The organism is uncultured Oscillibacter sp. (assembly GCF_910579365.1).
GTDB lineage: Bacteria > Bacillota > Clostridia > Oscillospirales > Oscillospiraceae > Oscillibacter.
In genome coordinates, this window is the sequence record NZ_CAJTUX010000028.1 from 1 (window position 1) to 14,598 (window position 14,598).

Consider the following 14,598-nt stretch of genomic DNA (forward strand, 5'->3'; position numbering starts at 1 on the left):
GATTCCACTGGATTTCTCCGCCAAGCGGAGGAACACGGGGGAACTTCCTGCCCCGGCGGGGATGCCACTTTAGTTTGAGAGGAACAAATTATGTTTTCAACCATCGGATACTTGATCTGTATCCCCTTCGCCTGGCTGGTCCGGCTGTTTTACAATCTGACCGGGTCTTACGGCGTGGCCATCATCCTCTTCACGCTGGTGCTGAAAATGATCATGCTGCCCTTCCAGATGAAGTCCAAGAAGAGCATGATGCGCATGAGCCGCATGTCCGGCCGGCTTCAGGAGATTCAAAAGAAATACGCCAACAACCAGACCAAGCAGGCGGAGGAAATGCAGAAGCTCTACGCGGAGGAGGGCGTCAGCCCCATGTCCGGATGTTTGTGGAGTTTCCTTCCCCTGCCCATCCTGCTGGCTCTGTACTCCATCATCCGCCAGCCCATCACCCACTTCATGATGCTTTCCGAAGAGGTGGTGCAGCAGATGGTGGACGCGGTTACGGGGGCGGGACTGGACGTGTCCGCCATCGTGCAGATGAAGGACGGCGCCGCCGTCATCCGGGACGGCGTCACCCAGCTCCAGCCTTATGGCCAGATCAACCTGGTCAAGACCGTCGCCTCCCAGCTGCCTGAGGTGGGCGCGCAGGTGGACGGCTGGATCAATGTCAATTACAATTTCCTGGGCCTGGACATGGCCGCCAACCCCTGGGACTCCGTGACGCAGTTCGCCTTCAGCTGGGCGGTTATCGGCATGATTCTGATTCCCATTCTGGCGGGCGGCAGCCAGATTCTGCTGACCAAGATCACCATGAAGCACCAGCCCCAGACGGATCCCTCCGCCGCCAGCGCCAACCGCATGATGATGTTCATGCCGCTCTTTTCCATCTATATCGCCTTCATGATGCCCGCCGCCCTGGGCCTGTACTGGATTGCCCAGAGCGCCTTCTCCGCCGTGCAGGAGTTTTTGATGGGCCGGTTCTTCAACAAGAAGCTGGAGGAAGAGGAGAACGCCCGCTATGAGGCCCGCCAGGCGGAGCGGAAAAAGAAGATGGAGGAGGCCAAGGTCCTTCAGGAGCAGCAGCGCCAGCAGACCGCCCAGAAGCAGACCTTGAAGGAAAAGCAGCAGGCCGCCCGGGAGGCCAAGGCCGCCAAAGCCGCCAAGGCCGCCTCCAGCACCACGGAGGCCGGCCGGGTAGGCGACCGGCCTTACGCCAGGGGCCGGGCCTATAAACCGGACCGCTATGACGAAACGTAAAGGTGGAAACCGTTATGAGAGACTATATTGATGTGACGGGCAAGAACGAGGACGAGGCCATCTCCAAGGCCCTGGCCCAGCTGGGGCTGGACCGGGACGACGTGTCCGTGGAGGTTTTGGAGCGGGCCAAGTCCGGCTTCCTGGGACTGGGCGCCTGCCCGGCGAAGATTCGCGTGTACTACGGTCCCGAGGAGGAAGAGGAGATTCTCCCGCCCCCCGCCCCGGCTGTGCCGGAGGCCGCGGAGCCTCCCCGCCCCCCGCAGGAGCGGAAGGAGCGCCCCGCGCAGGAGCGGCGGGAGCGCCCGGAGAAAAAAGAGCGTCCCGCCCCCCAGGAGCGCAAACCCCGCCCCGCTCCCCCGGAGCGGAAGGAGCGGGAGCCCCGCCAGGAGGAGCCCCCCTTCCAGCCCCTTCCCCTGGGGGAGGAAGTGGACGACGAGAAGGCTCAGGCCATCAAGACCTTCCTGTCCGGTTTGCTGGAGCACATGGGCTGCGCCGCCGCCATCAAGGTGTACCTGCCGGAGAAGGGCCGTTATAAGGTCATTCTGGAGGGCCAGGGCCTGGGGGCGCTCATCGGCCGCCGGGGCGAGACGCTGGACGCCATCCAGCAGCTGACCAGCTACGCCGTGAACCGGAGCGGCGGAACCCGGGTCCGGGTCCACCTGGACGCGGAGAATTACCGGGCCAAGCGGGAGCAGAGCCTCCAGCATCTGGCCCGGAAAGTGGCGGGAAAGGTAATCCGGTACCGCCGCAGCGTCACCCTGGAGCCGATGAACGCCTATGAGCGCCATGTGATTCACACCGCCCTTCAGGATTACGAGGGCGTGACTACCTATTCCACCGGCGCGGACCCCAACCGCCGGGTGGTGGTGGCGTACGACCGGGGCGAGAAGCGCTGAGACCGGAAACTGAAACAAGAGGCCATGCCTAATGGCATGGCCTCTTGTTATACCCGCTCGTAATCCAGTCCCAGCAGAGCCTTTCTTTGAGGAAGGGGGATGCGGCGGGTACCCGTCAGCCGGAACCCGGCTTCGCGGAGCGTTTCCGTCAGGGGTTCCTCCTCCATCTGCACGTGGACGGCCTCCAGCCCGTCGAAGGCGTGGAGGTAGGGGGAATCACAGACGAAGTCCTCCCCCTCGTTCAGCTGAATGCCCAGGGAGACCCAGCGGGGACCCACCTTCTCCAGCGCCCGGGCGAAGGCGGCGTAGCCCACATACTCCACAAACAGGTTGGCGACGGCCAGGTCCGCCCTGGGCAGGACGCAGGCTGGGTCCGCCACGTCCGCCAGCACCGGGACGAAATTCCGCTGCCCGTACCGCTCCCGGCAGGCGGCCAGATAGTCCGGGTTGATGTCCACGCCATAGACTGTCCGGAAGCGCTCCGCGTGCCGGAGGCCGTTGCCGCCCGCCACGCCGAAGATCAGAATGGAGCCGGCGGCGGAATGGGTTTCAAACTGCCGCCGCATCAGGCCGTCCATGGCCTGGAGCTGTGCCACGCCCTCCAGGGACATGTGGGCCTCGTAGTCCGAGAGGGGCACGCTGGCCCAGGGATTTTTCATGCGGTCTGCTCCCATCATTCGTTACCTTGCCCGCAGCCGGTTTACCGTCTCCTCCCTGGGGGTGACGTTCACCGTGCGGCAGGTGGTGTAGATCACCATGCCGGGCCGCCCTCCGGCGGGCTTTTTCACATTGCGGACCTCCGTGTAGTCTACAGGGACGTTTCCGCTCTCCCTGGCCTGGGAGAACCAGGCCGCCAGCATGGCCGCCTCGGCGATGTCCTCCTCCGAGGGGGCCTGCCCGGCGCAGCGGAGGAGCACGTGGGAGCCATGAATCTTCTGGGTGTGGAGCCAGAGGTCCCGGCGGTCCGCGTCCTTCAAGGTCAGCTTGTCGTTCTGGCGGTTGTTCCGCCCCACCTGGACCCGGAGGCCGGAGGTGGTCCGGAACTCCCAGGGGGCGGCGGGGCGGGCCTTGTCCCGTTTTCCCTTCCCCTGCTTTTTGAGGAAGCCCGCCTCCCGGAGCTCGGAACGGATATCCAGGAAGTCCTGTTCCGTCTCCGCCTGGGCGACCTCCGCCAGGACGCTTTCCAAATAGTCCAGGTCCCGCCTGGCCAGGTCCATCTGCTCCCGGAGGTATTTCTCCGCCGTCTTGGCCTTGGCGTAGCGCTTGTAGTACTTGGCGGCGTTCTGCTGGGGGGTCAGCAGGGGGTCCAGGGGGATAACGGCGGGAGCGCCCCCGTCGTAGTAGTTCTCGCACTCCAGCCGGGTCTGTCCCCGCTCCATGCGGTAGAGGTTGGCGGTGATCAGGTCGCCCTGTATCCGGAGCTGGTCCCGCTCCTGGGTGGCGGCGTACTCCTTTTCCTGAAGGGCCAGCTTCCGCCGGAGGCGGTCCCGGGCCGTGGAGGCCGCCCGCAGAAGGTCTGCCCCCCGCTGGCGGGTGCGCTCCTGGCGCTCCCGGGCCTCGTAAAAGGCGTCCAGCAGATGGGAGAAGCTGTCATAGGTCACGGTCTCCGCCGCGCCGCCGTACTGGGCCACAGGGACGCAGGCGAAGTCCAGGGGTTTGCCCTCCCGCGTCAGGCAGACGGGGGTGAAGCGGTTTTCCCGGACGCGGGTCCGAAAGTCCTCCAGAGCCCGCCAGAGGGGACCGGGGTCCCCCAGCTGGAAGAGGCGGACGTCCGTATCCCCCGCCGCCCGGAAGGCCAGCTCCCGGGCCATGAGGGGCGAGAGACCAAAGTAGCAGTCCAGCAAAAAGGCGTCCAGGGTCTTCTCCGCCGGAGCGGCGGCAAAGCGGGCGGCGAAGCCCTCCTCTGTCTCCTCCAGGAAGGGCAGGCGGCCCGTGGAGGCCGGAGGCTGGTAGAAAAGTCCCGGCAGCACCTGCCGGGCGGCGGACATGTCCGCGTCCACCCGGCGGAGACTGTCGAGGACCCGGCCCTCCCCGTCCAGGAGAATGAGGTTCGACCGCCGGCCCATGGCCTCCAGCACCAGGGTCCGCCGGCCGGAGCGGCCCAGCTCGTCGGAGGCGTCAAATTCCAGTTTCACCAGCCGCTCCAGGGGGGGCTGGGTGATGTCCGCCACCCGGGCCCCGGAGAGGTGCTTGCGCAGCAGCATGCAGAACATGGGGGGCTCCGCCGGGTTGTCCCGGAGGATGGCCGTCAGCTGGAGCCTGGGGGCCCCCGCTCCGGCGTTCAGCAGCAGCCGCTTTCCCCGGAAGAGGAGCACCACCTGGTCCCGGGCGGGCTGCTGGATTTTGTCCACCCGGAGGCCCGTCAGCTGGGGGCGCAGCTCCTCCACCACGGCCTGTAAGCAGATCGCGTCAATCGCCATGGTCTTCCTCCTCCATCATCCTGCAAAAGAGTTCGTTGATCCGTTCCAGCTCTCCTTGGAGGTAGAGCCAGCCCAGCAGCGCCTCCAGAGCCGTGGCCTCGCCGTACTGGGCCCGGCTGGCGTGGTGGGGGACGGTGTGGACCTGTGCGTTCCGTCCCCGGCGGAAGACGGCCCGCTCCTCCTCCGTCAGAAGGGGGAGGATTTTCTCCGCCTTCTCCGCCTGGGACTCGGCGCACACCAGGGCCACGGCGGCCCGGTGCATCCCCCGCCCCGTGGCCCCGCCGTGGGCGCAGAGCCAGGAGCGGACCAGCAGCTCGAACACCGCGTCCCCCATATGGGCCAGGCCGATGGAGCTGATGTCCAGGATGGCCCCTCGGGAGAGGCGGGGCTGAAAGTAGTTTTCCATATTCGCCCTCCTTATCCCGCCAGGGCCGCTGCCAGACGGGCAAAATCCTCCAGAGTCAGTTTCTCCCCCCGGACGGACAGGGGAAGACCGCAGGCCTCGACGGCGGACTGGACCCGCTCCTTCCCCATCTCCGGCAGAGCGGCGGAGAGGCTGTTAATCAGGGTCTTCCGCCGCAGCAGAAAGGCCCCCCGGATACAGCGGAAGAAATACGCCTCATCCTCCACCTCCACGGCGGGCTTCTCCCGCCGGACGCAGCGGAGAACGGCGGAGTCCACCTTGGGGGCGGGCAGGAATTTCGCCGCCGGAACGTCGAAGAGCACCTCCGTCTCCATGAAGTACTGGAGCCAGAGGGTGAACGCCCCGCCGCCGGAGGACCCCTGAGGGGCCGCCAGCCGGTGGGCCACCTCCTTTTGAAGGAGGACGGTGACGCTCTCCAGGCAGGGGGTCTCCACCAGTTTTGTCAGCACCGGCGTGGTGATGTTGTAGGGGAGGTTCGCGCAGACCAGGGGGCGGAGGCCCGGGAACTTCTCCGCCGCCAGAGCGGCGAGGTCCATTTTCAGCGCATCCCCCGGGACGATTTCCACATTTTCATAGGGGGCCATGGTCTCCGCCAGCACCGGGAGGAGCTTCTTGTCCAGCTCCACGGAGGCCACCTTCCCCGCCCGGCCTGCCAGCTCCGCCGTGAGGCATCCCACGCCGGGGCCGATCTCCAGCACGCCGCAGCCCCTGTCCGCCTGGGAGGCCGCGGCGATGTCCGCCGGGACGGCGGGGTCGATGAGAAAGTTCTGCCCCATGGACTTGGAAAAATGGAAGCCGTGCCGCCCCAAGAGGGCGCGCAGGGTCTCCCGGTCGCAAAGGTTCATGGCCTTGTCTCTCCTTCCGGTGCATCTGAAAAAGCATGCTCGATTTCACAGGAGAGTATAACACAACCCCACCTGCGATTCAATTCTTTTTCTGGTGCCGGGAGCGGCGGACCTTGCAATTCTCCCCGGTTCTGGTATACTGGCATCATCAGAAAGGAGGGGTTTCCATGACCCGGATTGTCGATCGGGCCGCTTGGTCCCGGCGAGAGCTGTTTGACTTCTTCTCCCCCATGTCCCAGCCGTTTTTCAGCGTCACCTTCCGCCAGGATGTGACCCGCCTCTATGCGTTCACAAAGGAGAGCGGTCTGTCCTTTTACTATTCCCTGGTCTACCTCTGTACCCAGGCGGTCAACCAGGTGGAGGCCTTCCGCTATGCCCTGCGGGGAGAGGACCTGGTTCTCTTTGACCGCCGCCTTCCCAGCTTCACGGACCTGAAGCCCGGCGCGGAGCAGTTCCACATTGTCACGCTGCCCTGCGAGGGGACCATCCGGGACTTCTGCGCCGCCGCCAAGGCCAAGAGCGCTGCCCAGAACACATTCCTGGACCAGGAGGACAGCCTGGACCTGATCTACTTCTCGTGCCTTCCCTGGGTGGAGCTGACGGCCCTGACCAACGAGCGGGACTTTGACCCCAACGACGCCGTGCCCCGGATTGCCTGGGGGAAGTACGCCCAGGAGGGGGAGCGGAAGGTTCTTCACATCTCCCTGGAGCTGAATCACCGCTTTGTGGACGGGCTTCATGTGGGGCGCTTCCACGAGGCGCTGTCCGCCGGGATCGAGGCCCTGTAAGGAGAAAAACGCTCTCCCCCGGTCCGGCGCGGGCAGGCATTTGCAAAGGAAGCGGCGGCGCGGAATGTTCCGCGCCGCCGCTTTTCGCAATCACTTTTCCTGCCACTGCTCCATTTTCTCGTTGGTCCACACCACGCGGTTCCGGCCAAAGCGCTTGGCGTCGTAAAGCATGGTATCCGCCAGCTTCAAATAGGTATCGTAGGAGTCCCCCACCTTGGGCACGACGGTGATACCGCCGATGCTGATGGTTACCCAGGGGGAAAATTCAGGATTGTGGGGGATGTGCAGGTCCTCCACTGCCTGGCGCACCCGCTTCAAGTGGGCAAAATCCGCGGCGCCGTTCCCTCCCAGGATCAAGGCCACGAACTCCTCCCCGCCGTAACGGGCAAAGAAGTCCGTCCCCCTCCGCAGGAGGGTGGAGGCCGTCTGCGCCACGGCGGAGATGACCTTGTCCCCGGCGGGGTGGCCGAAGGTGTCGTTGTAGACCTTGAACTTGTCAATGTCGAACATGCAGATGGAAAAGGGGACGTGCAGCCGGATGGCGTCCTGCCAGCGCTTGAGGCTGACGGAGTCATAGCGCCGCCGGTTGGCCACGCCGGTGAGCTGGTCCATCGTGGCCTCCCGCTCGATCTGGGTCCGGTATTGATACAGCTTGACGTGGGTGTGGACTCTGGCCCGGACAATGGCGGGATGGAAGGGCTTGGTTATGTAGTCCACAGCCCCCAGCGTCAGGCCCTTTTCCTCATGATCGGTGTCGTTGAGGCTGGTGATCAAAATCACCGGCGCGCGCTGGAGCAGGACCTCCTCCTGCAATTTCTTCAGCAGCTCAAAGCCGTCCATTCCCGGCATAATCACATCCAGCAGAATCAGGGAATAGTCCCCCGTCCGCACCTGGTTCAATCCGTCCTCCGCCGTGTTGCTGACCGTAATAGCATAGTCATGCTCCAGGATGGATTTCAGGAAATTTGCCTGTACAGGACTGTCATCAATAATTAAAATCTGATCCATACCATACTCCCTCTATCATGGCTGCGGCATCGCAAATCCCATTTGTCACGGTGGAAGGCGCCAGAGATATCTCAACTAAAACAGCATTATAGCAGACTTTCCACGAAAGCGGAAGTACTAACTTGACAAATGCGGGGGAAAATTTTAGATATCCGGAAAAACGGGAGGCAACATCTTCCAAAAAATACAAAAAAGAAGAAATCCGGCAGAGGAAATTCCACCGGATTTCAGCCGGTTCAAAAAAAGGATTTATTCCTGCGTGGGGTCCAACTCCGTGGGGCTGGGCATGGGATGCTCTTTGTGCTCCACCATGGCGCGGATGAGCTCCACGGTGCCGCCGAGACCCAGGAGGCTGCTGTTGATGCAGAAGTCATAGCTGTCCACGGCTCCCCAGCGCTGGGAGGAGTAGTACTCATAATAGGAGGCCCGGCGCTTGTCGGTCTTGGTGATGAGGGTCTTGGCCTTCTCCGGCGTCAGGTTCTGACGCTGGGCCACCCGGCGGACCCGGTCCTCCATAGGGGCGTGGATGAAGATGCTCAGATGGTCGGGGTTGCCGGCGAGCGCGTAGTCCGCGCAGCGGCCGATGATGACGCAGGGACCCTCTTTGGCGATCTGGCGGATGGTGTTGAAGGTAGCCAGGTACACCTGCTGCTCCAGGGAATCCCCCACGCCGGTGCCCGGCAGGGCGAACATGTAGGAGTCCATGGCAATGGAGTAGAGCAGACTCTTGGGCCGCTCGTCGAAGTTCTCCAGAATCTTCTCGCACAGGCCGCTTTTCTTGGCGGCCTGCTGCAAAATCTCCTTATCGTAAAAGGGAATGCCCAGCTCCTTGGCCACACGGATGCCGACTTCCTTGCCGCCGCTGCCGAACTGTCTTCCGATGGTGATGATGGTCTTCATGGCGGGACCTCCTTTCTAGGTGCCTCCATTATACTCCGGTTTTACAAAATCGTCAAATAAAAAGCGCCCTCCGCCGGAGAGGAGGGTCGCTGCGGACCAAAAACAGGAATCACATCACGGCGCGTTTCCGCCCGGTGACGTGATTCCCGTTTCTGCTTCCGGCCGGCGGGAGCTTCTAACCCTTTGGAGACAAATCCCCGGAACAGCTCCTGTTATTTCTTGGATTCGGCCGCGGGCGCGCCGGCCATGGGGTTGTTGCCCATAAAGAACAGGCACTTTTTGGCCGTTTGATGGCCTTAAATGCTCTCAAATCAGCCCGGAATATGTACTATTTTTCGACATGAAAATATTTGTCAACCGCTATTTATTTTTTGAGCATGTATCGTTTTTAACAGGCGGTTGACACGTGGTTGACAACATGGCCCTTATCGTAGGAACAGCCTTTATCATACATCCACATTGTAAGCATATGCGTCAAGAGTGCTCACAATTTCTTTTACGAGTTCAGGAATACCTTCACCTGTTTTGGCGCAACAAGGGATCACGGTGTTGACCTTAAACTTCCTTCGAACAGCCTTTGATTTTATATCCAGAGAACGCATTTGTGCCTCCGAGATATGGACGCCTCTATTAAGTGGTTCGATTTTATCAGCGAAATTTAGTGCAATCACCACCTTTTTGCGCTGGGCCTCTGTTTGAAAAACCTCTTCAAATATAAGTTCGTCGATGGAATAATCTCTTTGGTCTGCACGAAGAACGTATACCACGCAACCCGAGTGAGAGACCATCTGCTTATACCAATTCCGATATTGCCGATCCACCGTTTTACCTTCGCCAACACCAGGAAGGTCGCTAAGTGCTAAATAATAGGTCTTACTTTTTCCCAATTGATAAAAGACGGTGTCCAACTTTTTAGTACAGGATTCTATGTCATCAACTTCGAACAAGTCGTTTCCGATAATAGAGTTAATCAAAGATGATTTTCCATAGCCTGTTTTTCCGATGAACATAATCTGCAATAACACAATTTGTTTTTCGTCATAAATCCACCGAAAATGTTTATGTCGAATAAATCTGCCATTTTGATTCTCATATTCCCATATCGTGGTGTTTTTCAGTTTCTGAAATGCTCGAAAACGTCGAATTAAGGCATCCAAGCCTTCCTTATTTTTTAAATGCAGTATCAAGCCTTCACGCATATTAAGTATTTTCTCTTTAGAACGGCCACCACCATAGAAGGTGATCGTCAATCCAGTCCTTCACATCTCTTACTGTTTCCACTACGGTTTCCACTGTGTCAGCAACACGATCAACTACCGTTGTAATAGTATCTGCAACAATTTCAAGAAATCCCTCTTTAACGTGTTCCCCAGCAGCGACGGATTGAAACTCTTTATCAACTGCCCTGAAAAGCGTGATATTTTTTTCTTTTGGCAGCGCAAATATAATTTCATCTACTAATTTTGTCAAATTGTATTTTTCATTGGCAGATACGGGAATTATTTTTGATGCAGGCAAATTGAATTGATTTGCAACTGTTTCGATTTTCCTATGAACGTTTTGAAACTGCCTTGGGCCGGGTTCATGCGTTGAATCATTCCATTCCCGCCAAGGCTCAATCTTATCCACTTGATTCAACACCATGAAAAACGGTTTTCCTTGTTCAATATGCGGTATGACAATATTTTGATAAAAAGTTTCATCGTTGCCCATCGCTCGGTCATCAGCTTTAATAAGCCACAGGACCAAATCCAATTCAGGCAAAAGTTGAGTGTAAAGCTCCGCATATTCCTTGTCCCGCTCCGTACTCTCCCCTGTTCCAGGTACGTCCACTAATTTGATCCCGTTGCCTCCCATTTTCAACAAGACTTCTTGAGGGTTTCGTGTGCAAGCAGCCACGTCGCTAATCGGGCAAACATCTTGTCCAAACAGGGCGTTGCATAAGCTGGATTTACCAGCACCTGTCTTACCGAAAACACCGATTCGAGGTTCATAGGTCAAGACTGCGTTGATCTTCTCCTCGATTTTACGGCGCTGCTCCGGTGTAGTCTTTACACCACGTCTTTCCAATTCATCAAACCAATTTCTTTCCACAATATTCCCTCTTTTCGTTTTACATTTGAAAATGCTATGGTTCTAAGTATATCATATATTCGCCATAATTCAACAAAAATATATCGGCAAATACAATCTAACGAAAATCCGCCTTACTGGGTAGAATAATAGCACTACTTCCAGGAGGTGGATTGTGGTGGAGTTCGACGTTGTGGCTAGAATCCAGGAGCTTTGTCAGTCCCGCTCCTGGACCTATTACCGTCTCGCAAAGGCTTCCGGTATCCCTTACTCGACGCTAAGCACCATGCTTCACAAAACCAATGTGCCGTCCGTGCCCTCACTGATGAAGATTTGCGAGGGCTTCGGCATCACGCTGGCGCAGTTCTTCTCCGACCAAGACGAAAGCGCCAAGCTGACAGGCGACCAAAAGGATTGTCTTTCCCAATGGGACCGCCTGGACGAAAGGAGCAAGGCCCTGGCCTCCGCCTACATGCAGGGTCTCCTGGACCGGCAGACTTGACGATTAGAAACGCCCTGGGTATTGATGTACCCAGGGCGTTTTCTATCCCAAATGAGACTGCGACAAGATATATTCTACAACGGCCCGCTTGGGGATTCTCCAAACTCTGCCGTTGCGATCAGCCTTTAAGGTCTTGGCAGAGAGGAGGGCATACAAGGCGTTCTTCCCGATTTTAAGGCCTCACAGGCTTCGTCAGCCGTCATCAGATCGTCATACGCTTCCGGCATCAGGCTTTTCCTTTCCACAGCGAGGACAATCCCGGTCTGTACAGCGGGGACAGTGACAGCTCTTTTCCGGCTGCTCTCTCCGGGTTCGAGGCTTCCCCTGTTGGGCAAGCATATTCCGGCGCAAAAGCTGCTGGCAAATTGCCATTTCGCTCCGGCGCAGTTCGACTGCGATTTCAGAGATGCCATAGCCCGTCCCCAAAAGCCGGTTTAGCGTGTCCTGTTCTTCTTCGCTCCAATACTCCCCGGAGCGTTCCGAAAGCGTTTCTCCGGTCCTAAGAGCAATGAGCGCGTTATGATTATTCTCCATCGTTTATCATACCTCCTGCAACGTTTTTTACTTTTATGTTCCTTCAAAGTAAAAAACAAAATAACAGAGGATTCGGGCGATCACAATGTCCTGCGCCGAAGGGATTCTTCCAAAGGCGCTGCGGCTGACGTGGATATGGAGGCCGCATGTTCCCGCCTGATGGGAACGGTAGCCCATTCCGACGGTCTCTTGCAGAACGGCGGGGCATATGTTTCTCGTGGTACTCCAGGCTCATGGGATGGGTGACGATCTCAAAGCCATCCTCCAAGGAGCCGTCATGCTTGCAGTAGATGTGCTCTTCTTTTCTGTTGGCAATCTGCATAAGCTCTCCGGCATTGGAGGGGCTTTCCCCGCCCCTCGTCGATCTCAAGCTCCACGCCGAAGAAGCGTGGCCCTTCACCAAAGAAAAGGGGCTCTGGTTTATAGTAGTAGTCCTGGATGGTATAGAGCCTATGGGTGCGGCAAAGACTGCGGAAGCAGTCGGTGCAGCAGGGGGTCTCGCTCTCCCGGTCCTGGTAGTGAGCGTCGTCCATATGGAGGAGCTATCCGCAATTGGCGCAGTGGGTGTAGTAGCTCTCATAGCAGCGCTCACAAAGGGGCGTGCTGTCGCTGCCGGAGTTTTCGCTTCGCCAGATGCGCTGGCCGCAATGGGAGCAGAGGGCGGTTTCCTCCTCCAGACAGCGGGGGCAAAGGTCCTGTTCGTTGAAGCGGGTGCGTCGGGCAATGGGCACTTTCTCGCCGCAGATTTCGCAGGTAAAGATTTTTGTGGTCATGATGCTACCTCCTTGAAATTATCTAAGCTCCTATGAACCTAGCCGCTCTAGGAAATGCCTAGGTCATACTTCCTGCAAGGAGATAATATCTAATTGAACGCCTGGCAATTAACAGGCAGACGCCTTTGCCATGCAGCAAACCAAGCTGCCGTTTTGAGGTTTGTTAAAGCCCAGCCTTTCCATGATATATTATCTTTGTGACTAAACCTGGGGCATTCATTCCAGGTGCTTTGGGTGCTGATATTCTGATATTCGTGGGGGACAGGGCTGCTCCGCAAGAGTAGAGCAGTCCACGCGAAATAAGCGTGGACCGGCCTAAACGCCCTATCCCCCACACCCCCAACCCGTCCTTGCACAATGGAGGTTTTATTATGTTTCTGCAAGGGCCAATAAAAATATGCAATACTTGCCCTGTGATCGCGGAAAGGAGACCGGATGGATAGGAAGAAAAGGCCCGATTTTATAACAGTTTCTCAAGAAGAGGCATCTTTGGTCCAGGAGGCAGACCGCATCGAGGCGAGATTATTTAGGGAGGCCAAAGACCGTGAAAAGGAGGTCGAAGAAAAAACGGGACGGCACCTGAACGAACCGATGACCTTCTGCGACACCCCCAAGGAAGGGGCAATCCTCCAAGCACGGGACCAGTTAGCTCAGAAGCACCAGGAGGAGCAGGGCTTAGAAACTCCAAAGATTTTATTGACGCCTCAAGCGGAAGCCCCTCCAAAGGCGCCGTCCAATCCATATCATCCAATTAGGTTTCACACATACAACGAAAACTCCCAATCCAACGCTGCCACCTTGACACCCTCCGATCTGGAGGACCTGTTTCGACAAAAGGTCCTTCTTCAGAGGAAGGGGGAGAGATTGTTCATGTGGGAGCAATTTCACTACAGGCGGCTTTCCGAAAACGAAGCTCGGGGGCTCATTTTTGAAGTACTTCGAGACGAGTTGCGGTCTGGGAACGCCCCTGCCCTAATCGGCAGTGTATTATCACTCTTGCAATCTGACCAGAGGATAGAAGCATATTCAGACGAAACTAACAGCCGCCTCGCTGTTCTCAACGGCGCGGTGGACATTGCCACGCTCCAGTTTTGCCCGTCTGACTCTCGTTTTTTTCAGACAGAGTTTCGAGACACCTATTGGAGCGGCCCCCAGCCTTTCCCTGTTTTTCAAAATCTCCTGAACGCAATTTCAAGGGGAGATTCTGAACTGTATCTTCGCGTTTTGGAGGCGGTCGGCTTCCTGCTAAGCCCAGACCACAAGGCAAAGCGGTTCGCCCTGTTTCAAGGCGTGGGAAACTCTGGAAAGTCTGTTCTGGGTTCACTGATCCAATCTTTTACGTGACTGACGACGTTGCCAGCCTTTCGGTCCATCAGTTTGGGGAACGGTTTGCCCTAAGCGCCCTTGCGGACCACTCAATCAATATCTCAATGGACCTGCCAAACGGAATCTTTGACAGCCGTTCCGTTGCAGTCATCAAGCAGATTACCGGCGGTGACAGTCTGTCCATCGAAGCCAAAAACCGGCAGCCCCATTCCGACCACATTCGATGCAAGCTGCTGTTCGGAACAAACCACTCTATAGAATTAAAGGTCCGGGATGAAGCATTTTCCCAGCGCATTCTTCTGGTGCCTTTCTGCTTTCCATTCCCAGCGGCGCAGCAGGATTTTGACCTGCTAGACAAGCTCAAGCAGGAGAAAGGGGGGGTGATTTATTGCGCCTTGGCGGCATATCGCGTTTTCCAGATCGTCCAGCTTTTTCCAGGGCCCTGCGGACACATCTGGCCGGGCAAATCACAGCCAGGAAGAAACGAGTGGACGGCGTGCCGCTCAATGGTTACGAAGGCATCCGCCTCAAATAAAAGAAGCCGAAATTATACGGAAACAGGGGGTTTTTATGGAAAACTGTAAGAATAGCGAGCCTATTTTGTACACAGTCAAACAAGTCGGCCAGTTGCTTCACACTAACGGCAGCTTCGTCTATGAGCTTATTCGACGAGGCTTGCTTCCGGCAATTAAACTGTGCTCCCTGCGTGTCCGGCGGGAGACTTTGGAAAACTTTCTCCAAAAGCACGAGGGCCGCGATTTGAGCAACCTGGACGACATAAAGCCTATCATCAGTGCGCCATAAATCCAAGGACGCTGGTTTATGCCAGCGTCCTCTATTTCAAAAGGAGGACAATGT

At 57.7% G+C, this 14,598-nt stretch carries 18 protein-coding genes; 7 read left to right on the forward strand and 11 right to left on the reverse strand.

Annotated elements, in window-relative coordinates; all coding sequences use genetic code 11:
* Positions 1-90: 90 nt before the first annotated feature.
* Both QZ329_RS08220 and jag read left to right on the forward strand, forming a co-directional pair.
* The gene (locus tag QZ329_RS08220; protein ID WP_295750933.1) at positions 91-1,251 is read left to right on the forward strand and encodes a YidC/Oxa1 family membrane protein insertase; all 1,161 of its coding nucleotides are present in this window, start codon (positions 91-93) and stop codon (positions 1,249-1,251) included.
* A 14-nt stretch (positions 1,252-1,265) separates the two neighbouring features.
* Entirely contained in the window at positions 1,266-2,147 is an 882-nt protein-coding gene (gene jag / locus QZ329_RS08225; protein WP_295750936.1) for an RNA-binding cell elongation regulator Jag/EloR, read from the forward strand.
* Between the two features lie 47 nt (positions 2,148-2,194).
* On the opposite strand, the gene QZ329_RS08230 is transcribed toward jag, so the two are convergent.
* Genes QZ329_RS08230 through rsmA form a run of 4 tightly spaced genes read right to left on the reverse strand, consistent with a single transcriptional unit; the run spans position 2,195 to position 5,836 of the window.
* On the reverse strand, positions 2,195-2,806 hold the full coding sequence (locus tag QZ329_RS08230; protein ID WP_295750938.1) for a methyltransferase domain-containing protein: 612 nt from the start codon (positions 2,804-2,806) through the stop codon (positions 2,195-2,197).
* Positions 2,807-2,827: 21 nt separating this feature from the next.
* Positions 2,828-4,567: an NFACT RNA binding domain-containing protein gene (locus QZ329_RS08235; protein WP_295750940.1), complete on the reverse strand. Its 1,740-nt coding sequence runs from the start codon at positions 4,565-4,567 to the stop codon at positions 2,828-2,830.
* Positions 4,557-4,973: a ribonuclease III domain-containing protein gene (locus QZ329_RS08240; protein ID WP_295750943.1), complete on the reverse strand. Its 417-nt coding sequence runs from the start codon at positions 4,971-4,973 to the stop codon at positions 4,557-4,559. Before QZ329_RS08240 ends, QZ329_RS08235 begins: the two co-directional genes overlap by 11 nt.
* An 11-nt stretch (positions 4,974-4,984) precedes the next feature.
* Entirely contained in the window at positions 4,985-5,836 is an 852-nt protein-coding gene (gene rsmA / locus QZ329_RS08245) for a 16S rRNA (adenine(1518)-N(6)/adenine(1519)-N(6))-dimethyltransferase RsmA (RefSeq protein WP_295750945.1), read from the reverse strand.
* Between the two features lie 167 nt (positions 5,837-6,003).
* Here rsmA and QZ329_RS08250 point away from each other — a divergent pair, with 167 nt between their 5' ends.
* Positions 6,004-6,624 carry a CatA-like O-acetyltransferase gene (locus QZ329_RS08250; RefSeq protein ID WP_295750948.1) on the forward strand — a complete coding sequence of 207 codons (621 nt, stop codon included), beginning with the start codon at positions 6,004-6,006 and terminating at the stop codon, positions 6,622-6,624.
* A 90-nt stretch (positions 6,625-6,714) separates the two neighbouring features.
* Here QZ329_RS08250 and QZ329_RS08255 read toward each other — a convergent pair whose 3' ends face one another.
* The 4 genes from QZ329_RS08255 to QZ329_RS08270 all read right to left on the reverse strand — a co-directional run bounded on the left by QZ329_RS08255 (position 6,715) and on the right by QZ329_RS08270 (position 10,626).
* Entirely contained in the window at positions 6,715-7,632 is a 918-nt protein-coding gene (locus tag QZ329_RS08255; RefSeq protein ID WP_295750951.1) for a diguanylate cyclase, read from the reverse strand.
* Positions 7,633-7,881: 249 nt separating this feature from the next.
* Positions 7,882-8,532, reverse strand: coding sequence for a cytidylate kinase-like family protein (locus QZ329_RS08260; protein WP_295750954.1), 651 nt, complete (start codon positions 8,530-8,532; stop codon positions 7,882-7,884).
* 446 nt (positions 8,533-8,978) lie between these two features.
* On the reverse strand, positions 8,979-9,782 hold the full coding sequence (locus tag QZ329_RS08265) for a GTPase (protein WP_295750958.1): 804 nt from the start codon (positions 9,780-9,782) through the stop codon (positions 8,979-8,981).
* The gene (locus QZ329_RS08270) at positions 9,748-10,626 is read right to left on the reverse strand and encodes a GTPase (RefSeq protein ID WP_295750962.1); all 879 of its coding nucleotides are present in this window, start codon (positions 10,624-10,626) and stop codon (positions 9,748-9,750) included. The genes QZ329_RS08265 and QZ329_RS08270 overlap by 35 nt, the downstream gene beginning before the upstream one ends.
* A 172-nt stretch (positions 10,627-10,798) precedes the next feature.
* Between QZ329_RS08270 and QZ329_RS08275 the strand changes: the two genes are divergently transcribed.
* A complete protein-coding gene (locus tag QZ329_RS08275) occupies positions 10,799-11,107 on the forward strand; it encodes a helix-turn-helix transcriptional regulator (protein ID WP_295750965.1) in 309 nt (102 codons plus the stop codon).
* A gap of 42 nt (positions 11,108-11,149) precedes the next feature.
* Here QZ329_RS08275 and QZ329_RS08280 read toward each other — a convergent pair whose 3' ends face one another.
* From QZ329_RS08280 to QZ329_RS08290, 3 genes are all read right to left on the reverse strand, one after another.
* A complete protein-coding gene (locus QZ329_RS08280) occupies positions 11,150-11,263 on the reverse strand; it encodes a hypothetical protein (RefSeq protein ID WP_295750968.1) in 114 nt (37 codons plus the stop codon).
* A gap of 653 nt (positions 11,264-11,916) precedes the next feature.
* Positions 11,917-12,174: a hypothetical protein gene (locus QZ329_RS08285; protein ID WP_295750970.1), complete on the reverse strand. Its 258-nt coding sequence runs from the start codon at positions 12,172-12,174 to the stop codon at positions 11,917-11,919.
* Between the two features lie 9 nt (positions 12,175-12,183).
* Complete coding sequence (locus QZ329_RS08290) at positions 12,184-12,414, reverse strand: hypothetical protein (protein ID WP_295750973.1); 231 nt, start codon at positions 12,412-12,414, stop codon at positions 12,184-12,186.
* A 435-nt stretch (positions 12,415-12,849) separates the two neighbouring features.
* On the opposite strand from QZ329_RS08290, the gene QZ329_RS08295 reads away from it, so the two are divergent.
* The 3 genes from QZ329_RS08295 to QZ329_RS08305 are packed head-to-tail and all read left to right on the forward strand — an operon-like array spanning position 12,850 to position 14,544.
* Positions 12,850-13,758 (forward strand): hypothetical protein, encoded by a 909-nt coding sequence (locus QZ329_RS08295; protein ID WP_295750975.1) that lies wholly within the window; start codon positions 12,850-12,852, stop codon positions 13,756-13,758.
* Entirely contained in the window at positions 13,755-14,324 is a 570-nt protein-coding gene (locus QZ329_RS08300) for a DUF5906 domain-containing protein (protein ID WP_295750978.1), read from the forward strand. The genes QZ329_RS08295 and QZ329_RS08300 overlap by 4 nt, the downstream gene beginning before the upstream one ends.
* A complete protein-coding gene (locus tag QZ329_RS08305; protein WP_295750981.1) occupies positions 14,311-14,544 on the forward strand; it encodes a helix-turn-helix domain-containing protein in 234 nt (77 codons plus the stop codon). The genes QZ329_RS08300 and QZ329_RS08305 overlap by 14 nt, the downstream gene beginning before the upstream one ends.
* Positions 14,545-14,598: the final 54 nt, after the last annotated feature.